Below are 23757 nucleotides of genomic sequence, written 5' to 3'. Positions count from 1 at the left end.
GTCGTACGCCGAAAGGAGCCCGGCTGTCGACGCTGGGTCTGCTGTTGGGCTTGGCAGGCCTGATGACCACGACCGCCTTGGTGCGCCAGCCCGACCCGGCGCCCATGGTGGTGCCCGCGGCGGCCGCGGAGGCAGATCCGGTTCGTGACACCGAGGCCGAGGCGGTGGTCGCCGCCAAGAAGCTGAAGCAGCCGGTTGAGGTGCTGGCGCACCGCAGCGAGTACCGCGACGTGTTCGCTCAGCCGGACGGCACGATGATCGCCAACGACCACACCCATCCGGTGCGGGTGACGCGCGGGGACGCCTGGGTGCCAGCGGACGCCACCCTGACCAGGTCCGAGGACGGGACCTTCGCCCCCACCGCTGCTTTGCTCGGGATGCGTTTGTCCCCGGGCGGTTCCATCCCCCTGATGGTCGCCACCCGCGACCGGGCCAGCATGACGCTGCGGTGGCCGTACGGTGATCTGCCCCCAGCCGATGTCGCGGGCGACCGGGCCACATACCGAGAGGTGTTCAAGGACGTCGACCTGGTCACGAACGTGACCGTCGAGGGGTTCTCGCATGTGCTGGTGCTCAAGACGCCGGAGGCGGCGGAGCTGCCCGAGCTGCAGAACCTGCGGCTCGGCGTCTCCGGTGAGGGCCTGACCATCAAGGAAACGGACGACGGCGGCGTCATCGCGCTCGACCCCGTGACAGGTAACCCGGTCATGGAAGCCGACGCACCGACCATGTGGGACAGCGGCAACAATTCGGGCGAGGGCGGCGTTCCCCCCGCGCGGGTCGCGAAGGCGACAGCTGAACAGGGTCAGCCGGCGGACGCCCGTGGCCCGGGTGATGCGTCGAATGTCGCGCCGGTGGGGTTGGACTATTCCCAGGGAACGCTCACTCTGACTCCCGACAAGGCCATGCTGACCAGTCCGGACACCCGGTTCCCGCTGTACATCGACCCGGTGTGGCAGAGCAGTACCGCCAGTGGTTGGGCCATGGTCGACAGCGGGTATCCGAACGAGGAGTACTGGAAGTTCGACGGCAAGCGGCACGAGCGCATCGGCCTGTGCCCGGAGAATTGCAACAATTCCACGGTCAAGCGGCTCTTCTATCAGCTCTCCACGCCGTACGCGGGCAAGTCGATCCTCAGCGCCGAGTTCCGCGTGACGATGCAGCAGGCGTGGAATTCCACCGCGCGAGGCGTGTCGCTCTACATGCTGCCGGCGACCTCGAAGATCAATTCGGCCACGAACTGGAACAACCAGCCGGGCGGCTCGGACTGGAGCAACAACACGCTTGTCGACACCAGATCACCGACCAGCACGCAGAACAGCTGCACGTCGACAAACCAGAACGCCAGCTGGAACGCCAAGGCGGCGCTCGACCGGGTGGTCTCGGAGAAGTTGAGCTCGATCATCCTCGGGCTCAAGGCCACGAACGAGGGCGACTACAAATACAGCAAGCGATTCTGCGACAACGGGTTGCTCTCGGTGCACTACAACCGGGCACCGCTCATCGCCAACCAGAACGAGTTGTCGATGTCTCCCGGCGGGCAGTGCGTATTCGGTAGTGCCGCTCCCTATGTCGACGTTCCGCCGCGGCTGATTGCCGTGCTGCGTGACCCCGACCACTCGTCGGCGCACGTCGAGCAGGTCAAGGCCGAGTTCAAGGTGACGTGGACACCGCCCGGCGGTTCCCTTGTTACCCGCGGCGGCACTACTGGCCTCAAGGCCAGCGGGTCACAGTTCTCCTACAACAGTCCGACCGACTTGCCGCAGAACGTGCCGATCTCCTGGCAGGTCCGGGCCAGTGACGGCACCAGCTGGGGTCCGTGGAGTTCCGACGGTTCCCGCGAGGTCTGCCAGTTCCTGTACGACAAGACGAGCCCGAGCGCGCCGGACGTCGACTCCGCCGTCTACCTGCCGTCGGACGCGGCGGACAACGGCACGGCCACGGCGTCGGCGTGCGTCGAGGACGACAACTGGCGTGGCTCCATCGGTGTCCCGGGCGACTTCACGTTCGACTCCGCCGCCACCGACGTCGTGGAATATCGGTACGGCTTCAACACCAACCCGCAGCCGGGCAACGTCCTCAAACCCGCGGTCGCCGGCGGCCCGGTGACCCTCACGAACTGGTACCCCGATCGGGAAGGCGTGCGAACGCTCTCCGTGGCGGCCGTCGACCGGGCCGGCCGCAGCAGCAATATCGCCTTGTGCACGTTCCGGGTCGGCAAGCGACCACCGACCGCGCAATGGTCGCTGGGAGAGGTCGCCGGCGAGTCCGGCGCCGACGACCAGGTCGGTGGCAGCGACGCCACGGCCGGCAAGGGCGTGGCCTTCGGCGTGGAGGGCCCCGGCGGCACCTCCGACACCGCGGCCCGCTTCGACGGTACGACCGACGGCTACCTGACCACGGCCACCCGCGTACTGGCCGACACGTCGGCGAGCTTCACGGTCAGCGGCTGGTTCAAGGTCGACGATCCGGCGCGTACCCAGACCGCGGTCAGCCAGGACGGCTCCGGTGAGGCCGGCCTGTCGCTCGGCGTCGAGAACGGGTCCTGGATCTTCGAGCTGCCGATGACCGACGTCAACTCGCTCGGCACGTGGAAGGTGACCGGCGCCGCCGCCACCACGGCATGGACGTACGTCGCCGCCTCCTACGACAAGGTGACCCGCAAGCTGTCACTGCAGGTCGGCTCCGCCGCACCGGTCGCCTCGCAGCGCCGCTCCCTGACCCAAGCCCGGGGTCCGTTGCAGCTGGGCCGGCGGGTGGAGAAGGGCGGGTACACCGGCCACTGGCGGGGCGCCATGGCGGACGTCTCGGTCTTCGACCGGCTTATTCTCCCCAGCGAGGTCGAAGGTCTGAGGAAGACCGCGCCGACCAGGCTCGGATATTGGCGGATGAATGCCGAGAGCGGCAAGGTCAGTCCCGAGGACCGCGGGGGGACCGGCATGACGCTCGGCCCCGACGCCGCGATCTACCGGCATCCGGCGCTGTCTCTGCTCGGCGGTGGGCACCTCGCTCTCACCGGCGCGGATACCAGCTATGCGACCGCGCCGGTCAACCCGGACATGGCCAACAGCTTTTCCATCAGCGCCCGGGTCAAGCTCACCAGCAGTTGCGCGGGCAGGCCGATGACGGTCTTCTCGCAGAAGGGTGTGCACAGCAGCCCGGTCGTGGTGCGCTGCAACGAGGAGGGGCACTGGGAGCTGGCCATGGCCGGCGCCGATGCGGTGTCCCCCGAGTGGCAGACACGGGGGGACACGGAGCGGCCGCGGCTCATCGGCAAGGGTGATCATCTGGTGCTGGTCTACAACGGTTACGTCCGGGAGTTGTCGTTGTACGTCAACGGCCATTGGTCCAGCTCGATCGAGCTGGTGTCGCCGTTCGTCGCTACCGGCGGTGTGCAGATCGGCCGGGCGTTCCTCGGCGACGCGTACCGCGAACACCTCTCCGGCGCAGTCGACGACGTCCGTGTTTACAACGGCGTCGCCGACGCGGAACTGATCCAGAGAATCAGTCTCCAAACCCTCGAGCAATTGGCTCTCTGACCCGACGGATCTGTGAGGGGCCCCATGTTCTCCCGCTTGTTCACTCGTGACGGCGCCTATGACCGTACAGTCGTGCGGCCTTTGTCGTGGGTCATGGCCGGTGTGCTCGCCTCCGGTTTCGTCCAGGTCACCGCTGTGTCTTCCGTCGAGGCCGCCGAGCGGCCACGACCCGGCACTAGCCCCGCGAAGAAGGCGCTGCCGAAGCGGGACCCGCTGCCAGTCAAGCAGCGAAAGTCGGATCCGGCCCTGGCGGCCGCCGCCGTCGCGCCGGCTCCGGTGAGGTGGCCGGCGGCCGGCACCGCCGAAATCTCTGTGCCAGCCGCACGGACCGGTGCCGCCGCGCGATCCGCGCCGGCGGCACCGAAGGCCTCCACCAAGATCGGCGGCCTTCCGGTCACGGTGGCCGCGGCGCCGACGACGGTTCCGGCCCCCGGCGTCCGCGCCGGCTCGACAACCGCGCCCGGCAAAGTGAGCATCCAGGTGCTCGAGCGGCGGGACGCAGAACAGGCTGGGGTCGACGGCCCCGTGTTGAGGGTCCGCCGCGCCGACGGGGGAACGGCTAGCGGTGCCGTCCAGCTCGGCGTCGACTATGCCGGCTTCGCCCACGCGTACGGCGGTGACTTCGGTGCCCGCTTGCGCTTGGTCAAGCTGCCCGAGTGCGCGCTGAGCACGCCGCAGAAGCCGGAATGCGCGGGAACGCCGTTGCGGGCAACCAACGACACGGCGGCGAAGACCGTGTCCGCAACGGCGGCGACCGGTTCTCTGATCGCCCTCGCCGCAGCGGACTCGTCGTCGCAAGGAAACTATGGCGCCACGCAGCTGGCGCCCTCGTCGAAGTGGTCGGTGGCTCCGTCCACCGGCGGATTCTCCTGGTCCTACCCGCTGCGCACCCCACCGGTTCCGGGCGGTGGAGCACCCGGCATCAGCCTGGGCTACTCGTCGCAGGGGGTCGATGGCCGCATGGCCACCACCAACAACCAGGGCTCCTGGATCGGTGAGGGCTTCGGCTACGAGCCCGGCTACATCGAGCGACGCTACAAGGCCTGCTCCGACGACGGCCACGACCAGTACGCCGACCAGTGCTGGGCATACGACAACGCGACCATCATGCTCAACGGCAAGTCCACCGATCTGGTCAAGACCGGGAGCACCTGGAAACTCGCCGACGACGACGGTTCGAAGATCGAGCGGCTGAAGGACACCACCAGGAACAACGGCGACGACGACGGCGAACACTGGAAGGTCACCACCGCCAACGGCACCGAGTACTACTTCGGTCTCAACCGCCTGCCCGGCTGGACGTCCGGCAAGGAGGAGACCAGGTCGGCCTGGACCGTGCCGATCTACGGCGACGACTCCGGTGAGCCCTGCTACAACGCCACCTTCACCTCTGCCTTCTGCGACCAGGGCTGGCGCTGGAACCTCGACTACGTCAAGGACCGCTTCGGCAACGTCAGCTCCTACTACTACCAGCAGGAGCTCAACTACTACGCCCGCGGCAAGAAGACCGACGTCAACGGCGTCCCGTACGTGCGGGGCGGTTGGCTCAAGCGCATCGACTACGGCCAGCGGCACAACGCCGTCTACACCACCAACGCACCGGCCCGGGTGCGCTTCGACGTCAAGGAACGGTGCCTGCCCGCCGGCCCGGACTGTGATCCGGAGGATCTGATCCCGGCAACCGCGTCGCGCTGGCCGGACGTGCCGTTCGACCGCAACTGCGCCGCCAACGTCAAGTGCAAGCCCGACCAGATCATGCCGACGTTCTGGACCAGGGCCCGGTTGAACGCCGTCGTCACCGAGATCCGCGGTGCGACCGCCTGGACACCGGTGGACGAGTGGAAGCTCGAGCATCTGTTCACCGACAACGGCGACGGCTCGCGGACCCTCTGGCTCCACAAGATCCTGCACAAGGGCCTGGCCGGCGGCAGCATCGAGCAGCCCGCCGTCACACTGGGCGGCCTGCAACTGCCGAACCGCATCGACCGCGACGGCGACTTCATCGCGCCGCTGGTCCGCTTCCGCCTGGCCACCGTCTACACCGACACCGGCGCTCAGATCGACGTCAATTACGCTCCGCCGGACTGCACCCAGACGAGCCTGCCGACGCCGGGCAGAAGCACGAAACGCTGCTATCCGGTCAAATGGGCTCCGCTCGGCTCCGGCGACCCGATCACCGACTGGTTCCACAAGTACGTGGTCGCGGCGGTCATCGAGACCGACCGCACGGGTGGCGCGCCGGACATGGTCACCAAGTACCAGTACCTCGACGGCGCCGCGTGGCGGCATGCCGAACCCGACGGCATCGGCGACACCAAGGACGACACCTGGAGCGACTGGCGCGGCTACGGTCGGGTCGTTGTCACGGCCGGCGACGGTCAAACCCAGACCACGAAAACCGAGTACCGCTACCTGCGGGGCATGCACGGCGACAAGGACCCCGACGGCGGCACCCGCACGGTGACCGTCACCGACTCCACCGGCGGCACGCACACCGACCGCGACGAGGTGTCCGGACACGAGCTGGAAAGCATCGTCTACGACGGCTCGAACATCCTCAGCAAGAAGATCACGACGCCGTGGCGACACAACACCGCGACGGAGTCCTTCAGTTGGGGCAGCAAGAAGGCATGGTTCATCAACACCGCCACCTCGCGGAGCCTGGTCGCGCTGAAGGCCGGCGGCTGGCGGGAGACCGCGCAGTCCTCGACCTACGAGACCACCTACGGCCGTGCCACCCAGAGCGAGAACGAAGGAGATGTCGCCGTCACCGGCGACGAGTCGTGCACCCGCACGTCGTACGTCGACAACCCGGGCGGCTTTCCCCACAGCCTGGTGTCACGGGTCGAGTCGGTCGCGGTGGGGTGCTCGGTCAACCCGGACCGCAGGACGCAGGTCATCTCCGATACGCGCACGCTCTACGACGGCAAGACGTTCGGCGCCGCGCCCACGCTGGGCAGTCCGACCCGGACGGAGCGGCTGGCCAGCCATAACGGCACGACCGGCACGTACGTCCGCGCCTCCGAGGGAACCTTCGACTCATACGGTCGACCCCTGACCGCGACGGACGCCCTGGGCAGCACCACGAAGAACGTCTACACCGAGACCAATGGCCTCACCACTCAGCTCAAGGAGACGAACCCGCTCGGCTTTGTCACGACCACCAAGTACGCCCCGGCCTGGGGCAGCCCGGTCAGTCAGACCGATCAGAACAATCTGCTGAGCGAGCTCGAGTACGACGCGCTGGGTCGCCTCACGAAGGTGTGGATGCCCGACCGCAGCGGCTCTCCCGGCCTGTCACCCAGCATCAGATACACCTACCTGATTCGGACGGACAAGCCGGTCGCCGTCAAGACAGAGCGCCGGCAGAACGACGGCTCCTACAGCGTCGAGTACAAACTGCACGACGGGCATTTGCGGCCCCGGCAGATCCAGTCCGAGGCTCCCGACGGCAACCGCAACATCGCCGACACCTTCTACACCGCCACCGGCAAGCTGGCCAAGACGTACGCCACCTACACCGCGGAGGGCGCACCCGGCGACGCGATCTATCCGGCGGTCAACGGCGACGTCGACGGCCAGACACTCTTCGTCTACGACGGCGCGGACCGGGTCAAGGCCGAGATCACGGCCGTGGCAGGCAACGAGAAGTGGCGCACCAGCACCACCTACGGCGGGGACCGGACGTCCGTCGACCCTCCCAGCGGCGCCACACCCACCACCACCATCACCAACGCACTCGGCCAGACCACCCAACTGCTGCAGTACAAGGGCGAAGGCCCGTCCGGCGCCTTCGACAAGACCGAGTACTCGTACACCTCGAAGGGTCAGCTCTCCACCGTCAAGGACCCCGCCGGCAACGTCTGGAAGAGCGAGTACGACCAGCTCGGCCGCAAGGTCACGTCGACCGACCCGGACTCCGGCAGGTCGACGATGACCTACGACGACCTGGACCGACTCACCAGCACCACCAACAGCTTGAACACCACGATCAGCACCACCTACGACCAGATCGGCCGCAAGACGGCCATTTACAAGGGCGCCGCCGGGACCGGCCAACTGCTCAGCAGCTGGACCTACGACCAGGAGATGCTGGGCTACGCCACCTCCGCCTCCCGCTGGATCGACGGCGCCGAGTACGCCACGTACTACACCATCTACGACGAGTTCTACCGGCCGCACCTCACCACCTACCAGGTACCGGACCACGCGGGCGCCGAACTGGCGGGCACGTACCTCGTCGGGACCGAGTACAACCGAGACGGCACGGTCCAGTCGCTCCTCATGCCCGAGGGCGGCGGCCTCAACTACGAAACCATCGTCTACAAGTACGACGGGCTTGAGCGGCTGATCGGTACATCGGGCGACGCGGCGTACCTGACCAACATCGACTACGCCAGCACGGGTGAGGTCCTGCAGACCGAAACCGCGGTCGGTGGCAAGAAGATCTGGTCGACGTACGAATACGAACAGGGCACCAAGCGCCTCACCCGCCAGCGCCTCGACCGGCAGGCGGCGCCGATCGTCGACGTCGACGCCCGCTACACCTACGACCCGTCGGGCAACATCCGGCGCATCGCCAACAACCCGTCGGGCACGCGCGACGTCCAGTGCTTCACCTACGACTACCTGCGCCGCATGGACAAAGCGTGGACGTCGGCGAGCACCGCGGACGACCCGTGCGCCGGCGGCCCGACGACCACCGGCGTGGGTGGCGTGGCCCCGTACCACCACGAATACACCTTCGACACGGTCGGCAACCGCAAGACCGAGAAGCAGTACGCCACCGACGGCACGTCCCTGATCGAACGCAGCTACCAGTACCCGGCCGCAGGCGCCGCGCAACCGCACACGCTGAGCTCGATGACGGAGAAGACCCCGTCGGGCGAGAAGTTGCACGAGTACGGCTACGACGCGACGGGAAACACCACCCGCCGCGCCAAGGCCGGCGAGGGTCAGACCCTCGCCTGGGACGCCGAGGGCAACCTGGAGTCGGTCACCGACGCCGCCGGCAAGAAGACGAGCTTCCTGTACGACGTCGACGGCTCCCGGATGCTCCGCAAGGAACCGAACCACACGACGCTGTACCTGCCGGGCATGGAGATCCGCCTCGACCACCAAACCAAGGCGCTCGAGCCGACGCGCTACTACGCGCTGCCCGGTGGTGCCTCTCTGGTCCGTAAGAAGGACGGCCTGCACTACGTCGCCAACGACCACCACGGCACCGGCACCGCAACGGTGGACGCCACCGGAGCGATCACCCACCGGCGCACGACCCCATACGGGGAGACCCGTGGGACTCCGCCGGTGCAGGGCGCGTGGCCGACGGAGAAGGGCTTCGTAGGCGGCAACCAGGACTCCACGACGGGCCTGGTGAACATCGGGGCCCGCGAGTACGACACGGTGACGGGCCGGTTCATCTCGATCGACCCGATCATCGACGTGAACGATCCGCAGCAGATGAACGGGTACGCGTACGCGAACAACAACCCGATCTCCTTCTCGGACCCCGACGGCCTCAAGCTCTGCTCCGACGACGCCTGCGGCCCGGGCGCCGACTTCGTCGACACAACCGGCAAGTACCACAACGTCCCCGGCCACAACGACGGCCGCCGCGGCGAATCGGGGCAATACGACCCGAGCACGCCCGGCGTCAACGAGTCCCAAAACCCGAGGGCATCACCGAAGGCGCGGGCGGATGCGGCTGCTGCGGAGGCAGCGAAGGAACGTCAGGCCCGCATCGCCCAGGCGAAGCAGATGATTCTCGACGCGGCGAAGGCACTCGGCAAGATCGTCGCCGACGAGCTGGGCATCACGGATGCTCTGGACTGTTTCACCAAGGGCGACATGGGCGGCTGTGTCAGCACCGCAGTGAACGTCCTGTCCTCGGTGGTGGGAGGTGCCATCGGCAAGCTGGCCGTCCGCTACGGAGCGCCGTGGAAGTGGGAGAAGTTCGCCGCCCTGGTGTCTCGCACCAAGGGTCTGCTCGGCAAGCTGGTCGACGGGGTCAAGAGATTCTTCAAGGCCAGCAAGTGCCATAGCTTCGCCGCGGGGACCCTGGTGTTGATGGCCGACGGCACCAAGAAGCCTATCGAGAAGGTCAAACCCAAGGACAAGGTCCTTGCCACCGACCCGGTCACCGGCAAGACCAAGGTGCGGGCGGTCCTCGCCACCTACATCAATCTGGACACCGAGTTCACGGACCTGACCGTGACCGCCGGCGGTCGGTCCTCGCAGCTTCAGACAACCACGAATCACCCGTTCTGGAGCAACAGCCGGCGAGCATGGGTCAACGCAGCACAACTTCGGGCCGAGGAAAGCCTACGAACTTCCGCCGGCGGATCACTCACGATCTTGGCAGTATCCCCGCCGTACACCAGCGCCAAGCTGATGTACGACCTCACCGTAGCCTTCACCCACACCTACTATGTGATCGCTGGCAGCACACCGGTGCTGGTACACAACTGCGACACAACTGATTTATATCGTGTTTCCCCAGTTGGTCGGGGTTCCAGCGAGTTGGATCACGGGCTTGATCCACGCAACCATCCGCTGGATTTGGATGAAGGTCTGGACGGTTCGGCCTACTTTGGTAACAAGGCAAGGGTCGAAGACTACGCCTCCCAGCACCGCGATTCTCATGGCCAGGGGTTCAAGGTTGGGGTACCGACGAAATGGTTGAGAAGAAACAATATTGAACCTATGGAGGACTTCCTAAACGAAGGTGCGGTTGAGTATGCTATTCCGTCACATCTCTTTGATGAATTCAATACATTCCCGCGTACCCCTTGGAAGCCTGGTGGCGCCTGATGAGCATTCTTGAGTACCCCAAATACTCTCTGGTCGAGTGCCGGATAGCCAGGCATCAGCACTATGGCTTGGTGGTGCGTACAGCGCCTGGCGATCAGCCAGGGTTCATCGACGAATCCGCAATATCTGATCAGCCGTACGCCCCGGTGGATGAGTGGCCGGAAGTGGGAGAGACGTTGCTGTGCGTTGTCCTCGGCAGTACCCGGGACGGTAGACTTCGGCTGAGTTCTCGGCCCCGCGATGTGGCGCTCGCACGCGCAGTTGTAGATGTTGAGGCCGCGCTTTCGATATGGCGGCGCATACGTGATGAGGCGCCCGCGGAGACTGGCCTCCTGATGGAGTTCTTCGAGTCGCAGGAAGCTGTGCCGACGCTGCGATGGGCGCTCGGTAGGCCGCACGGGTCCCCGGATCATTCACGTGCATTCGAAATTGTGGAGAAAGCGCCTGATTGGCTGAGGAGAAAACTGCGCTGAAAGTATAATAGGCGTCGCCCTTCTAGCGGCAGAGAGCACTGGCTGTCTGTACGCGAGCGTCTCTGTGCGCCTACGTTGTCGTTACGGTCGCCGCCAGGCGGGGTGAAGTATTTGCGATCCCCGATGGGACATTGATGCCCAGATCGGTCGCAGCGGATGCTCGGTGGCGTGTCACGTAGCGGCGCGGCATCGAACCCCGAGGAAAGCTCGTAAACTGGCTTGTTCGTGGAGTGTGCGTTCGCTGTGGAAGAAAGGATGACTTTCTTGGATATTGAGCGGTCAACCTTGACGCCGACCGGAACCGATCTCTACGAGATTCTGCGGCGGCCAAGTCTGCTTCGTGGCCTGCGGTTGTTCCGGCATATTGGAACTTCACCACAGTTGGCTTTCCAGGCGTTTTCCATAGCTGCGCGGAGACGATTCACTCTGGATCGAAGCGCGGACCTGGAGATGCATGTCCGTGGCATCCTCGTCCAAGAGCGGACCTGGACAGTTGAGCGGGAGCGTCTCGGCACGTCATTGGTGAATTGGGCTACGCATGCAAAGACTAATCAGCCACCGGATCTTCCGCCATCGAATAGTGATGTCGTGTTCGTCCTCCTCCTTGGCTTGGTTCGAGGGTTGGCAATGACGGACGTCGAGATTATGCAGCTAGTGTTGGCCGCCGAGGAAAGGGTGCTTCGGTTCGTGCGTAAAGGTGCGTCTGGCCGGGACTGGCGTGCGCATGTCAAATTGTGGCGGTTGAAACGCGGCCTAGGTAATCTTCGTGAACCCCGCTACTTGGGGCCCTTGCCCGAAACCTCCATGGGTCGGGTGATCCAGGCATCGGCCGCGTACGACTTTGCCCGTGCCCGGCGGCTCGCTGAGGTTGACGAGGAGGGCGGGGAGGCTGTGCTGTACGCGTCATTCTCCATTGCAATGCGAAAGCTATTTCCTGGAGACGCATCAGAAGAGGAATTACTTGATTTCGCTCTACTCGCCAAGGCTGAGGGAGATAAGCTACCGATTTCGGCGCCAGAGGTGGCGCGGTTGATTCAATGCGAACTCGGCATCGCGGTCGAAAAGCCGGCGATAGAAGCGATACCTGAAATGGTGATGCAGAACCTATTGTTCCGAACGGCCGTCGACAGGCTCGGTCTATTCAGTGCTGAAGTCGCGGAGATGGTGAGATCCGCAGAGCGTTCAGCCTGCTATTGACCTCAACTATTCGCGCGTAGCGACGTGCGTCCGCACGTTAGACAACTGTGGAAGGGACCGCGGTTGCCTGCTGTGCCGCCGCTGGCACCATCGCGGTCGTACCCCGACCTGGCACTTTGTTCACTGTGGCTCTCACCGCCGCCGTCCTGTCCGGCATGGTCACAATGAACGAGTCACCGACCGACACCGAGCCGGCGCTCAACCCGTCGAGCGCCGCGGTCGGTGCGCTGCTGGCCCTGGTCGCGGTCGTCGCGGCGGTGCGCGCCTCCGCAACCATCAGCAGGGTACGCGCCGCGCTCGCGGTGCCGGTCGCGGCGGCCGCAGCCGGTACGCCGTTCCTCGTCCGTTACACCTGGCCGTACCCTGACGATTCCCGCTTCAATTCGATCATGGCCTTCACCGTGGCGTTGGTCCTCGCGGTCGTCGTGCTCTCCGGGCCTCGCCCCCGCTCGCTGAGGGACTGGTTGCATTACCCGGCCGCGTTTGCCGTCACCGCCGTTGGGCTTCCGTGGTGATGGCACCGCTCATCTTTGCTTCCATGGTCCTGCCGGTCGGCGCCGCCTTCACCGCACTGGCAGGCAACCCGCCGATCCACGGCGCCGACACCGACTCCGTCTACGCCAGCATGACCATCCCTGTCGCTGTCGTCCTCGGCTGGCTGCTGCGCCGGCTGCCGCCGGACCGGCCCCTGCGCCGCCGCCGGGCGCTGCCAACCCCGGCTTCGCCCCCGGCGCTAGGGCCTCGTCCGCTGCTGGTCCCTCCTGACCCGAGCTGACGACCGCACCGTGGTGGCTGCGGGGTACAGCGTCGGTCCTCGATCTTCGATATAGTCCGCCCTCACCCCCTCTCGACGGAGAACACATGACGCGCATTCCTGCTGCCTGGGCCCGGGTCGGAGCCGGGGTGGCTGTGCTGGCGGCCACCACGCTCATCGGCGCACCGACTGTTGCCCATGCCGCGGACCCCCTGCCCGACCTTTCCGTGGCCTTCGACCGCGACCCCGTCGCCGAGGTCGACAACAGCGGCGCGACCGTCGGCGTGTACGCCTTCAACAACGGCGAGGCGCCGGCCTCGGCCGTTACCCTCACCCTCGATCTGAGCAAGCTGAGCGACGCCGTCGTCGCGACCGTTCCCGAGTGGAGCGAGCAGTGCAAGCTGGCGAACGCCAAGGTCACCTGCACGGTCGGCGGGCTCGCGCCCGGACAGAGCCACGACAGCATCGCCGCGTTGAGCCTGGCCAGCCGCACCGGAGCCGCAGTCGGCGCCGCCGGTGAGATCGCCGTAACCATCGACGGCGCCGAGGACGACGCGAACCCGAACGACGACACCACGACTTTCCCGGTCACCGTGATCGCGTCCGGCCCCGACCTGGTCGTCGATGCCCAGGACGCGACCACCGAGAAGACCCCGGTCGGGCCGGGCGACAAGGTGCCGTTCCACGGCGGCGTCAGCAACGAGGGCGACACCGCGGCCACCAACGGAACCGTCACGCTCAACCTGCCAATACACGCGACCGTGGTCGAGCGGTACAGCGACTGCACGTACCAGGACTACTTCCCCAAGGACATCGGCGGCGAGTACGTCTACGGACCGAGCGAGGTCACCTGCCCGCTGCCGAAGCTGGAGCCGGGCGAGGGTCTGCTGCTGTTCGACCCCGAGAGCGGCGACTCGGTGTTCACGCTGACCTTCGGCCGTAACATGCCCGGTCCGGGCGAGCACGACGGCGTCTTCGAGGCCCGGCTCGCCGACGAGACCCGGGCCGCCAAGGGCGCGAAGCGGGTCGCCGGTGACGGTCCGTCGTTCGCCGCCGCGGTGAAGAAGCTCGCGGCCAAGTCCACGGCGTCGCGGTCGGCGCAGGCCAAGCGGAATGCGGCGCTGGCGGAGATCGACGAGGAGGACAACTACGCCTACTTCCGCTACTGGAGCAAGAAGAACACGCTGGACGTGCAGGTCAACGCCAAGCCGATCCGCGGCAAGGTCGGCCAGACCGTCAAGCTGTCGTACGAGATCGTCAACCAGGGCCCGTCGGACGGCGGCGGCCCGTCCGCGCTGATCACCGCACCGAGTGGCACCGTCCTCCTGCCCACCGAATGGTGCTACACCGACGGCACCCCGCACGAACAGCGGCCGGAGTCGAAGAAGCTGCGCTGCAACTTCGAGAGCGAGTACCCGTCGGTCGCGTCCGGCTACGGCAAGATCGCGCATACGGTCAAGGTGAAGATCAAGTCTGCTCCCGGCGACGACGGCACGATCCACGCCGAGTCCTGCTGCGTCGGCTCGACCGACAGCAACAAGGCCAACAACACAGCCCGAATCGTGTTCGCGGGCGCTGACGGCGGAAACGACCAGGGCGGCGCGGGCGGCGGTGCCAGCCTGCCGATCACCGGCACGTCGGTGTCCCTGATCGCCGCCACCGGCGGCGCGGCGGTCGTGCTCGGCATCGCGGTGATGGTGCTGTTCCGCCGCCGGCGTGTGGCGGACTGACATTCTGTACGGATGGTGAACGGCGGGAGGAGCTTTCCTCCCGCCGTTCACGGCGTCTGAGGGTCGTCCGCCATGGCAGTGACTCGCAGCATCGGAGCCTCGCTGGGTGCCTTGTGGGTGTCGTTTCTCGTCGCGGACATGAGCGGTCGGGCCCTGGTCCGGCTGACAAGGGCGAGGATCCCGGTACGCAGGTCGAGGCGGCCGAGCAGCCCCGTGGCCAGGGCGAACCCACCCGGGGCGTCGCCGAGCAGGGCCTGGTTCGCGGCCTCTGCCTGTTCGAGCAGGGTGCCACCACCGCGGCGGGTGTTGCGCAGGCTACCGACGCAGCAGCACGGCGGAACAATCATCGCCGCCACCGACGTCGACCCACCCGGCACCACGATCACCGTACGGCTTCCCACGGACCGGCCCGCGGCAGTACCCCCAGCCGCCGGCGGTGATATCAAGGTGTAGTGGTGGGTGTGCTGGCGCGGTGGGGGTCGGCACCGGCGTTGGTGTCACGGGTGTGGCCGTGACCGCCGTGCCAGTCGAGGACCAGCAGGCACGCGTCGTCCTGCAGGGTGGGCCCGGCGACCTCCAGAACGAGATCGCCGAGGACGCGGACGAGTTCGCGGGGGTGCAGTGCGCTCAACTGCTGTAGTCGTTCGGGCAGGTCAAGGGCGGCTGCACCGCGTTCCAGCATGCCGTCGGTGACGAACACCAGCCGGTCACCGGGATGCAGTTCGAGCCGGGCCTCCAGGTAAGCCCGATCGCGCAGCACCCCGAACGGCCGATTGGCGGGTAGCGCCACAACCTGCGTGATCGCGTCCCGGACCAGCAGCGGGGTCGGGTGTCCGGCGTTGGATGATGGTGCGGGCCAGTGACAGCCCCAGCCCCGTGCCGGGACGGCGTTCGTGACGGCCCCGCGGGTACGGAAAAGCGTTGGAAGATCCGTTCGTGTTCGGCCGCGGGAATGACCTGCCCGGTGTTGGACACGGTGAGCTGGGCGACGGGTCCCTCGCTGGTGACGGTCACGATGATGCGGCTGCCCGCATCGGCCCAGTCGAGGGCATTGCTGAGTAGCTCGTTGACGACCTGGGCGAGCCGGCGCGGGTCTCCCCAGACGATCGCCTCGTCGGGTACGTCGATGTCGAAGGTGACATCCTTGTCGGCGACGCGGGCGCGGACGTCGGCGATGGCGGCTTGGGTGATCGCGCTCAGGTCTGTGCGTTCAGAGCTCACGGTGACGTGACCGGACTGCGGGCCGGCGATGTCGAGCAGCTTGTCGATGATGATGTGGAGGCAGCCGGTGTTGCGCTGCACCACCTGCAGCATCTCGATCCGGTCGCTGGCCGGCAGGTCGGGTTCCTCGATCATCAATCCGGTGTACGACTCGATGCTGGTCAACGGCGTGCGGATCTCGTGCCCGACCAGGGCGATGTATTCGTCGCGACTATGCCCGACTTCGGTGGTCAGATCCCACCCGCGGCGGCGTTCGAGAAACTGCCCGATGTGGGCGGCGATGCCGGTCATGACGGCGGTACGGACATCGTCGGGGTGCTCGGTGTACGCGCTGTAGCACGTCAGCGGAGCCGATGGGCACCGGCACGGCTACCGCCGAGCGCAGCAGCCCCCAGTCCGTGGTCTGCGCGCGCCTCGATGTTCAGGTCCGTGGCCCAGACCGCTTCGGAAGTCACCCATGCCCTGCCCGGCACACCCCGGTGACCGCGACATCGACGTCACGGATCGGGTAACCCACGTAGGCGCGTTCACCCACCGAGGGTGCCAGCGCCTCCGTGATGTCGCTGATGACCACCGGCGACTCCTGTGCGATGACCAGGCCGCCCAGCGTCGGTGCGCCCGTACCCTTCGGGGAAGGCCGGACGCGCCCACCAGCCGCAGCTCTTCACCCTCCGGGAGGTGAACCGTCGCGGTCGGCGCTTGCGCGGCCTGAGCCATCAATGTGACCAGATGATCGGCGGCGGCCTTGACGCGCTCGGACCGCGGATTCCTCTGCCCCGGCTCCAAACCAACGTTCTTGTCCGCCACGAATGCCATAAAAGGGATGTTGTGGCCGGGTCTGGGCCAACCCAGGCAGAGCATCAGGTACGCGCAAGTTCCGCATGCCATTGGCATCGGCCGGCATCATCGGACTGCCTCCGTCGGCAGCCGGCCGAGCCCGCCTCCCTCGGTCTCCCAGGTCTCCTCGTGCCGCCCCGAACCCGGCTGGTCCGGCACAGCGGGCGCCGCCCCGGGTGTGGTCACCCGCAGCGTGAAGGTGCCCCCGTCAGCACAGACCACGGTCATCATCGCCGGGGACTGACCGGCCAGATACCGCACGGTGACCACGCGACCGGCCACCATGAGGTGATGGGGCCGGGCCGCCCAACTCGCTGCGCCGAGCAGCAGCCGCGTTACCGGTCCGCGCACCTGCTCCAGGACCGGCACCAATACCGGCAGCTCCGCGTTGAGGTCGGTCGAACCCGGCCACCAACTGCCGTCGAGCAGCGTGTAGTGGAGCCGGACCGGCTCGAGCCGCACCCGGGGTGCTGGTCCGCTCGGACCGGGTGACGCGGGGTGGATGGTCAAGGATGCCATGGACGTTCCCGTCGTCCGGGACCAACGCAGGCGCGGGCCTGCCCGATGACAAGGGCGAGGACGAGGTCCACCGAGGCCGATGAGGCGGGCGCTCCCGGCGTTCGGGTCAGCGCACGCCGGCCGAGGCCGGCACCGATGACGGAGTCGACGGTCGCCACTTCACTGTACGCGCGGTCGGCGCCGACGCCGTGTCGGTCGCCGCGGCGGACGCCACCGACACGCGGCACACGCCGAAACGAGCCCGCGCGATCAGGCACACGCGGCCCACTGGAACCACACGACCCGCCAGTTCCTTCGCGGCGCGCCGCCGGATCCTTCGGTTTTCAGCGGCCGATGGCCGGGTATCGCACGGGGGATCGCCCCAGACCCCGGCGGCCACCCGTCCTCGACCATGCGGTGGGAGCGATCATGACGTCCATCGACACACTAGCGACACCCCGTGGAAGCGCCTACTCCGCATTGTCCCGCCAGATCAAGCAAGCCGGGCTCCTCGAGCGCCGGCCCGGCTACTACGCCGCGCATATAGCCCTGCTACTGGCCCTCGTGGTCGCCGGTGTCACCGCCCTGCTGGTGATCGGCGACTCCTGGTGGCAATTGTTCGTAGCGGCGTTCTTCGCCGTGCTCTCCACCCAGCTCGGCTTTCTCGGTCATGACGCCGGGCACCGGCAGATCTTCCGGACCGCGAGCCGCAACTATCGGCTCGGCGTCGTGCTCGCCAACCTCGGCGTCGGCTTCAGCTACGGCTGGTGGGTCGACAAACACAACCGCCATCACGCGCACCCCAACGACGAGGACAAGGACCCGGACATCGGCGCGGGCGCGCTGATCTTCACCACCCGTCAGGCGCGGTCCAGCGGGCGCCTCGCCGGCCGGCTCTACCGCTACCAGGCATGGACGTTCTTCCCGCTCCTGCTGTTGGAAGCAATCAACCTACGGATCTCCAGTCTGCGATACCTGCTCGCCGGCCGGGACCGTTCCCGCAGCCGCGAAGCCCTGATGATCGGCCTGCACATCGCGGCGTACCTGGCGGCGGTCTTCGTGGTGCTTTCACCCGGCAAGGCGCTCGCCTTCGTAGCGATCCATCAAGCCTTGTTCGGGTTGTACCTCGGCTGCTCCTTCGCCCCCAACCACAAAGGCATGCCACCGCTGAGCGACACCGACAACGCCGACTTCCTGCGGCGGCAGGTGCTGACTTCGCGAAACGTACGCGGAAACTGGCTCACCGACTTCGTCCTCGGCGGACTCAACTACCAGATCGAGCACCACCTGTTCCCCTCGATGCCGAGAGGCAACCTCCGCCGCGCCCAGCATCTGGTCAGAGAGTTCTGCGCCGCCCAGAACGTGTCCTACCTCGAAACCGGACTGTTCTCCTCGTACGCCCAGGCGCTGCGGCACCTCGACACGATCGGCCGAGCGACCGTACCGTCCGGCTAGGAAAGCGATGGGTCACGGCGTCCTGATACCCGTTCGCCGTGACCTCACCGCGGGACACCTAGGCCACTTGGTCAGAGGGCGGGCTGTAGATGCCGAAATGGTTACCGCCCGGGTCGCGCAGGTGCGCGAACACCAGACCGGTGCTTGTCTTCTGCGGCTGCACCAGCACCGAGCCGCCCGCAGCCTCCGCGCGCCGGCACGCCTGCTCGGTGTCGTCCACCACGACGCAGAACACCGCGTAGTTGGGCATCTGCCCGCCGGTGGGGAACACCCCACCGCCGACGGATCCCTCGGGAGTGCTGATGATCCGGTACGGCATCCCGCTCGGGTCCTCGGCGAAACTCCAGCCGAACAACTCGCCGTAGAACCGCTCCGCCGCCGCCGGGTCGTCGGTGCCGACCTCGAACCAGCCGATGCCGTGGGTAACCTCGGACATGTACGGAACTCCTTCGTTCACGGCCGGCACCACTGCGCCGGCCTCTGCTGCGAGCAGCCTGCGCTCCCACCGCGACAACGTCCTGTCGGTGTTTTCCGCTAATCGAGCGTGAGCTGACTCACCCGCCGATGAGGGATGGCGATCTCGGCGGCGTGCAACGGGCGAGCCGGGGCCGACTCTTCGGTCGTATACACCGACGCGATCCGGTCAGTGCGGAACGCCCGGACCGCCCGGCGCAGTCGACACCAGCCGATCAGATACCAGTGGTCGCGGTTGCCGACGTACCCGAGCGGTTCGATCCTGCGTACGGTCAGGGCACCGGCGCGGTCGGCGTACTCGATCAGCAGCACCCGCCGCACGAGCAGCGCGTCGGCGACGACGGCCGGAACGGGCGCGACCGGCCCCTCACCCACCAGATGTACCCGCCCGGCCAGCTCACGGGCAACGGCTGCGGCCGGCTCGGGCATCACGGCGACGAGCTTGCGCAACGCCGAGCGCGCTGCCGCGTGGAACGGGGTGCCAGCCAGGCCATGCAGCCCGACAGCCATCGCCACCGCCTCGCCCGCCGAGAGGTTGACCGGCGGCAACGTGGTCGCCTTGTCGAGGGTGTAACCACCGGTCCGGCCCGGCGCCGCGTAGATCGGCACCCCAGCTTGCTGAAGCGCACCGATGTCGCGTTCGACCGTACGCGCACTGACCTCGAATCGCTGGGCGAGCCAGCGCGCGCTGCGGGTCCGGGGAGCCACGGCCCGCAGCTCCTCGACCAGGGCATAGAGACGATCGGTACGATTCACGGCCCGGATGCTAGGCGCGGGGTACGACACCCGGGTCATCGTGCGTTCTCGGCCCGTCGCGCCTTAACCCGGCGCCGCACTTCGCCACACCATCGCGCAGGGTTAGCGCACCGGCCAGGCTGGGTAGATCAACTTCTCGCGCCGCGGCGATTCCTGATCGGAACCCGGCTGAAGTCGGATCGACCGGGAGGGGTGTTTGCGGGTGCGTCAGCGTTTGCGGTCAGCAGCCGTCCGGTTACGCCGGGGTGTGCTCCCGGCAGTGACCGCGGCTACCGCCGCGACGGTCGCCTGGCTCATCGCGGCACTCCTGATCGGCCACCCCGATCCGCTCTTCGCCCCATCCGCCGCGCTCATCGTCCTCGGCGAGTCCCGCGGCCGGCGGCTGCGACAAACCACCGAGATCGTGTTCGGGGTGGCGGCCGGAGTACTCGTCGCCGAGTTGGTGGTGCTGGCCCTCGGCCCCGGTGTCACCAGCCTCTTCGTCGCTCTGCTGCTCACCGTGGGCCCGCTGGCGGTGGCCGGTGCGAGCAACACCCTCATCACCCAATCGGCGATCTCCGGGCTCTACGTGGTGGCGGTCGCCGCACCCCAGGGCCACCTCATGCCATTCCGGTTCGCCGACGCGCTGATCGGCGGCGCGGTGGCGATCGCGGCAACCCAGCTCGCTGTCGCCCGCAAGCCGCTCACCCCACTCGTCGACGCGGCGCGACAGACGTACGCCGACCTCGCCGACCTGCTCGACGACCTCAACGAGGCCCTCGGCCACTGCGACGAGCCGGCCGCCGACGCCGTCCTGGCCAGGGCACACCAGCTGAGCGACTGCGTGGAACGGCTGCACTCGGAGTCACTCGCCGCCGGCGAGACGCTGCGCCTGCGCGTACGCCGCCGCCGGCGCCTGGCCCAGGTCCGCGACGTAGAGCGCACCACCCATCAACTCGACCACGTGGTCGGCAACGTCTGGATGCTGGCCCGCAACGCGGTGACCCTGACCCGGCTGCACACCAGCACACCGCCCGAATTGACAAGCGCCCTGCACGCCCTGGCGAGCGCGGTCCGGTCCGCGGGCGAGTCCCTGGCCAGCGACCTGATCGGCCGGGACGACCCGGACGAGCACGCCGGCCAGGCCGACGCGGACGCCCTGGAGGCGGTCCGAATCGCGGCGAAGTTGCTGGAGGACGAGCCGTCCCTGCCCCTGACCATGATCGTCGGCCAGATTCGAACCACCGCCGTCGACCTGCTCCGCGGGGTCGGCCAGGACGACGTGATGAGCCGGGTAGACGAGGCGCTCGGCTGGAACCCGCGCTGACGCTGAAATGACATCGACAATGCAGCAGATCAAGCGTTCCTGGCGGGCCCCCGGGGGCGCCGTCTGGTCGCGCGGGGCCGACAGGAGATGGCCAAGCCGCAGACCCAGCGCAAGCTCCGCGAACTAGCCAACAGGTTCAACCGCAAGCGGTAATCGCAGGACGGAGTCAGCCTAGGCCTCGGCGCAGTCGGATGCGGTTGGACAGTCGCGAAGAACGCTCCAGCCAAGCATGCCGTTGAGTCGTTGGACTTTGTCGCCAACGGTGAGACCGTCGTCGGTGATTTGGCAGGCGTAGAAGCCGTTGTCGTGGCGGCTGTTGCGCATCTTCAGGACGTTGAGGATCCGGCCGACTTCCGCGCAGTGCTCGACGTAGCGGATCTGAATCACGTTGTGGAACAGGAACATCAGCCCGACCAGAGGTTCGTCGATGGGCCCGAAGGTTCTGGTCTCGCTGGTGACCCAGAGGGAAGCGCCGGCGGAGCGGACGACGGCGACGAGGCTGCGCAGATAGGCCGGGAAGCGTTCGGCCTCCCTCGCCGCGTGCACCATCTCAGCCAGGCTGTCGATCACAACTCTGGTGATCGCACCGTCGGCTAGGCGGTGACGGATCACGGACGCCAGGACGTCGAGGTCGAGGCTGCCTACCGGTACGTGGGAGAGCATCAACTGATCGTTGCCGCAGGCGGCTTCGAAGTCCCACCCGAATTCCCCCGCCATGTCGACCAGTTGGACTTTGGTGTCCTGAAAGGTGATGTAGAGGCAGCGTTCGCCACGGGCCAGGCCTTCAGCGACGAAGTTGAGACACGCGATGGTCTTACCTACGCCGGAGGGCCCCAGAAGGAGGGTGCCATCTCCATGCGGTATCCCACCTCCCATCAACGCGTCGAGCCCGGCGAGTCCGGAGGGGATCCGCTCGCCCTTGGGCGGCTCGTCCTTCTCTCGCGTAAACGACTCGATCCGGGGATACACCTGGAAACCCTCGGAAGTGATCTGTACCGTGTGGGCGCCGCTGAGGTGGTTGGCGGCACGCATCTTGACCACACGTAAGCCCCGCCGGTCGACCGGCTCGCGGGACTGGTGTGACAGGTGCACGATGCCGTCGGCGAGGGTGAACTCCACCGCGCTTTGCATCTCCTCGGCGGTGTACTCGCCCAGCAGCAGTAGCACTGCTCCGCTGTGCGCGGTCCGGCTGCTCAGGTCGTACAGCGACTTCCGCAGGGTTTGGTCGCTGACGAAGTCCCGTAACATTCTGGTGCTGTCGAGTACCACCAATACCGGCTCGTCGTCGAGAGCCCTGCGGACGACCTCGTCGATTAGCGGTTCGAGGTCGGTCTCGCCGGCATCGCGCAGCATGTCGCCCAGGTGCACGTATTCGACCTTGGGTCCGACCGCCTCGGGATCGAAGAACGGGAATTCACTCAGGTGCTGGATGAGTTTGGAGTGCGGCTCTGACAGGGTCGTGTAGTAGACGGCCTTGTGCTCGGCCGTGGCGTTGGCGAAGCAGATCTGCTGCGCCAGAATCGTCTTACCCGCTCCGGGAGGTCCGGCCACGACGATCGCCGAGCCCGGAAGCAGTCCGCCGCCGAGGACGAGGTCCAGATCCGGCAGGCCTGTCGACAGCCGCTTCATTTCGCGCCACGTCCTTCCCGAAGCAGGCGTTCAGCCACTGCGAGTATCTCGGCGCTCTGGTACGGCTTGGCCAACGCGGCATCGGCGTCGACCGCCAACTGCCAGTCCCCACTGACCGACAGGACGGGAATCGGCGCAGTCTCCGGGTCGGCCCGCAGCCGACGAATGAGCTCGACCCCGCCCATCACCGGCATCATCATGTCGGTCACCACCAGATCCTGTGGCGACTCGTGCACCGATGCAAGAGCGGCGGCACCGTCACCCGCCTCTGTGACCTCGTGGCCCGCGCGCGTGAAGATCCTCCGGAGGAGGAACCGCAGGTCCGGCTCATCATCGACCACCAGAATCCTGCCCACCGAACCCATCCGTTCACCAGGGCAGCCTCCTGGCCCCCAATGATGATCAAAATAGCGGCCCCCACCCGTCTTCGCGGGTTATCCGCCGATTGCGACCCACCGACACCAAGCACCGCGCCGCCCTCGACGAGTGTCTGAAAACGTCGGTCGCACCTCATACTGCGCTCGCGTGCTCTCCTCGCCTGACTCGAAATGGGCGGCGAGTGGGCAGGCGGCAGCGCCGGGGCGGAGCCCCTGCAAGTTTGGGAGCCCTCGGGAGCAATGGGGGCAGCCGCAGCAGCGACACCGACGCGCACACGCGCTGATCCCTCTTGCGTGGCCCCGGCGGGCCTGGCCAACTCCCTCGGGGTGGCGCCGCCGGGGCTTCGCTGTGTCCGACATGTGACGGCGAGCCGCCGCAGGAGCGAGCGCTGGCCAGGCGCCGACGTACCCATGCTTCGCCAGGCCTTTCGCACCCGTACGGCAACCGCCCGCCCCCCGTTGCCGCAACCGCCGGATGGCAGGTACCCGTACGGCAACTCAGCACTCACGGCAAGACACCTGAACAGGCATCAACGATGTCCTCCGGACTTCCGAAGGGAATGGCGTACCGGCGACAAGCGCCAGTGCGGAGTTCCCCGGAGGTTATGCCCGTGCAGAAGACCCTGGTCCGTCGCCTCGCCACCCTCGCGCTGATCCCCGCCGCCGCTTTCATCGGCCTGGCGTTCGCGACACCGGCCCAG

17 protein-coding genes and 1 pseudogene are annotated in these 23757 nt (G+C 67.2%); 9 read left to right on the top strand and 9 right to left on the bottom strand.

Annotated features, from left to right (window positions below):
• The first annotated feature begins 41 nt into the window (after nt 1–41).
• The 7 genes from AB0M36_RS33420 (at nt 42) to AB0M36_RS33390 (ending at nt 14503) form a co-directional block, all read left to right on the top strand.
• Nucleotides 42–3539, top strand: coding sequence for a LamG-like jellyroll fold domain-containing protein (locus AB0M36_RS33420; protein ID WP_364166218.1), 3498 nt, complete (start codon nt 42–44; stop codon nt 3537–3539).
• A 24-nt stretch (nt 3540–3563) separates the two neighbouring features.
• The gene (locus AB0M36_RS33415; RefSeq protein WP_364165983.1) at nt 3564–10349 is read left to right on the top strand and encodes a polymorphic toxin-type HINT domain-containing protein; all 6786 of its coding nucleotides are present in this window, start codon (nt 3564–3566) and stop codon (nt 10347–10349) included.
• Nucleotides 10349–10822 carry a hypothetical protein gene (locus AB0M36_RS33410; RefSeq protein WP_364165980.1) on the top strand — a complete coding sequence of 158 codons (474 nt, stop codon included), beginning with the start codon at nt 10349–10351 and terminating at the stop codon, nt 10820–10822. The genes AB0M36_RS33415 and AB0M36_RS33410 overlap by 1 nt, the downstream gene beginning before the upstream one ends.
• 255 nt (nt 10823–11077) lie before the next feature.
• A complete protein-coding gene (locus tag AB0M36_RS33405) occupies nt 11078–12019 on the top strand; it encodes a hypothetical protein (RefSeq protein ID WP_364165977.1) in 942 nt (313 codons plus the stop codon).
• A 125-nt stretch (nt 12020–12144) separates the two neighbouring features.
• Nucleotides 12145–12534, top strand: coding sequence for a hypothetical protein (locus AB0M36_RS33400; protein WP_364165974.1), 390 nt, complete (start codon nt 12145–12147; stop codon nt 12532–12534).
• Nucleotides 12535–12557: 23 nt separating this feature from the next.
• Complete coding sequence (locus tag AB0M36_RS33395; protein ID WP_364165971.1) at nt 12558–12794, top strand: hypothetical protein; 237 nt, start codon at nt 12558–12560, stop codon at nt 12792–12794.
• An 86-nt stretch (nt 12795–12880) separates the two neighbouring features.
• Nucleotides 12881–14503 carry an LPXTG cell wall anchor domain-containing protein gene (locus tag AB0M36_RS33390; protein WP_364165968.1) on the top strand — a complete coding sequence of 541 codons (1623 nt, stop codon included), beginning with the start codon at nt 12881–12883 and terminating at the stop codon, nt 14501–14503.
• A 47-nt stretch (nt 14504–14550) separates the two neighbouring features.
• Here the strand turns inward: AB0M36_RS33390 and AB0M36_RS33385 are convergent, their stop codons facing one another.
• The 5 genes and pseudogenes from AB0M36_RS33385 to AB0M36_RS33365 all read right to left on the bottom strand — a co-directional run bounded on the left by AB0M36_RS33385 (nt 14551) and on the right by AB0M36_RS33365 (nt 17080).
• The gene (locus AB0M36_RS33385; protein WP_364165965.1) at nt 14551–14850 is read right to left on the bottom strand and encodes a hypothetical protein; all 300 of its coding nucleotides are present in this window, start codon (nt 14848–14850) and stop codon (nt 14551–14553) included.
• A gap of 95 nt (nt 14851–14945) precedes the next feature.
• On the bottom strand, nt 14946–15293 hold the full coding sequence (locus AB0M36_RS33380) for a SpoIIE family protein phosphatase (RefSeq protein WP_364165962.1): 348 nt from the start codon (nt 15291–15293) through the stop codon (nt 14946–14948).
• A gap of 89 nt (nt 15294–15382) precedes the next feature.
• Nucleotides 15383–16015, bottom strand: a pseudogene (locus tag AB0M36_RS33375) (HAMP domain-containing sensor histidine kinase); the annotation flags it as partial.
• Between the two features lie 160 nt (nt 16016–16175).
• Complete coding sequence (locus tag AB0M36_RS33370) at nt 16176–16298, bottom strand: hypothetical protein (protein WP_364165959.1); 123 nt, start codon at nt 16296–16298, stop codon at nt 16176–16178.
• A gap of 329 nt (nt 16299–16627) precedes the next feature.
• Nucleotides 16628–17080: a DUF5994 family protein gene (locus AB0M36_RS33365; protein ID WP_364165957.1), complete on the bottom strand. Its 453-nt coding sequence runs from the start codon at nt 17078–17080 to the stop codon at nt 16628–16630.
• 408 nt (nt 17081–17488) lie between these two features.
• On the opposite strand from AB0M36_RS33365, the gene AB0M36_RS33360 reads away from it, so the two are divergent.
• A complete protein-coding gene (locus AB0M36_RS33360; protein ID WP_364165954.1) occupies nt 17489–18514 on the top strand; it encodes an acyl-CoA desaturase in 1026 nt (341 codons plus the stop codon).
• 58 nt (nt 18515–18572) lie between these two features.
• On the opposite strand, the gene AB0M36_RS33355 is transcribed toward AB0M36_RS33360, so the two are convergent.
• Together AB0M36_RS33355 and AB0M36_RS33350 are read right to left on the bottom strand one after the other, a co-directional pair.
• Nucleotides 18573–18950, bottom strand: coding sequence for a VOC family protein (locus AB0M36_RS33355; protein WP_364165951.1), 378 nt, complete (start codon nt 18948–18950; stop codon nt 18573–18575).
• A gap of 98 nt (nt 18951–19048) precedes the next feature.
• Nucleotides 19049–19744 (bottom strand): YafY family protein, encoded by a 696-nt coding sequence (locus AB0M36_RS33350; RefSeq protein ID WP_364165948.1) that lies wholly within the window; start codon nt 19742–19744, stop codon nt 19049–19051.
• A 259-nt stretch (nt 19745–20003) separates the two neighbouring features.
• Here AB0M36_RS33350 and AB0M36_RS33345 point away from each other — a divergent pair, with 259 nt between their 5' ends.
• The gene (locus AB0M36_RS33345) at nt 20004–21050 is read left to right on the top strand and encodes an FUSC family protein (RefSeq protein WP_364165946.1); all 1047 of its coding nucleotides are present in this window, start codon (nt 20004–20006) and stop codon (nt 21048–21050) included.
• Between the two features lie 171 nt (nt 21051–21221).
• On the opposite strand, the gene AB0M36_RS33340 is transcribed toward AB0M36_RS33345, so the two are convergent.
• Together AB0M36_RS33340 and AB0M36_RS33335 are read right to left on the bottom strand one after the other, a co-directional pair.
• Entirely contained in the window at nt 21222–22679 is a 1458-nt protein-coding gene (locus AB0M36_RS33340; RefSeq protein WP_364165943.1) for an ATPase domain-containing protein, read from the bottom strand.
• On the bottom strand, nt 22676–23044 hold the full coding sequence (locus AB0M36_RS33335; protein ID WP_364165940.1) for a response regulator: 369 nt from the start codon (nt 23042–23044) through the stop codon (nt 22676–22678). Before AB0M36_RS33335 ends, AB0M36_RS33340 begins: the two co-directional genes overlap by 4 nt.
• Nucleotides 23045–23757: the final 713 nt, after the last annotated feature.

It is taken from the genome of Actinoplanes sp. NPDC051346, from assembly GCF_040682215.1.
Taxonomy (GTDB): Bacteria; Actinomycetota; Actinomycetes; order Mycobacteriales; family Micromonosporaceae; genus Actinoplanes.
This window is presented reverse-complemented; position numbering and strand designations above follow the sequence as displayed.

What these genes read in the sequence shown, in the direction of transcription:
- AB0M36_RS33415 (WP_364165983.1), top strand. Translation starts at nt 3,564, where the DNA reads ATGTTCTCCCGCTTGTTCACTCGTGACGGCGCCTATGACCGTACAGTC.
- AB0M36_RS33410 (WP_364165980.1), top strand. Translation starts at nt 10,349, where the DNA reads ATGAGCATTCTTGAGTACCCCAAATACTCTCTGGTCGAGTGCCGGATA.
- AB0M36_RS33405 (WP_364165977.1), top strand. Translation starts at nt 11,078, where the DNA reads ATGACTTTCTTGGATATTGAGCGGTCAACCTTGACGCCGACCGGAACC.
- AB0M36_RS33395 (WP_364165971.1), top strand. Translation starts at nt 12,558, where the DNA reads ATGGTCCTGCCGGTCGGCGCCGCCTTCACCGCACTGGCAGGCAACCCG.
- AB0M36_RS33390 (WP_364165968.1), top strand. Translation starts at nt 12,881, where the DNA reads ATGACGCGCATTCCTGCTGCCTGGGCCCGGGTCGGAGCCGGGGTGGCT.
- AB0M36_RS33385 (WP_364165965.1), bottom strand. Translation starts at nt 14,850, where the DNA reads ATGATTGTTCCGCCGTGCTGCTGCGTCGGTAGCCTGCGCAACACCCGC.
- AB0M36_RS33365 (WP_364165957.1), bottom strand. Translation starts at nt 17,080, where the DNA reads ATGGCATCCTTGACCATCCACCCCGCGTCACCCGGTCCGAGCGGACCA.
- AB0M36_RS33360 (WP_364165954.1), top strand. Translation starts at nt 17,489, where the DNA reads ATGACGTCCATCGACACACTAGCGACACCCCGTGGAAGCGCCTACTCC.
- AB0M36_RS33355 (WP_364165951.1), bottom strand. Translation starts at nt 18,950, where the DNA reads ATGTCCGAGGTTACCCACGGCATCGGCTGGTTCGAGGTCGGCACCGAC.
- AB0M36_RS33340 (WP_364165943.1), bottom strand. Translation starts at nt 22,679, where the DNA reads ATGAAGCGGCTGTCGACAGGCCTGCCGGATCTGGACCTCGTCCTCGGC.
- AB0M36_RS33335 (WP_364165940.1), bottom strand. Translation starts at nt 23,044, where the DNA reads ATGGGTTCGGTGGGCAGGATTCTGGTGGTCGATGATGAGCCGGACCTG.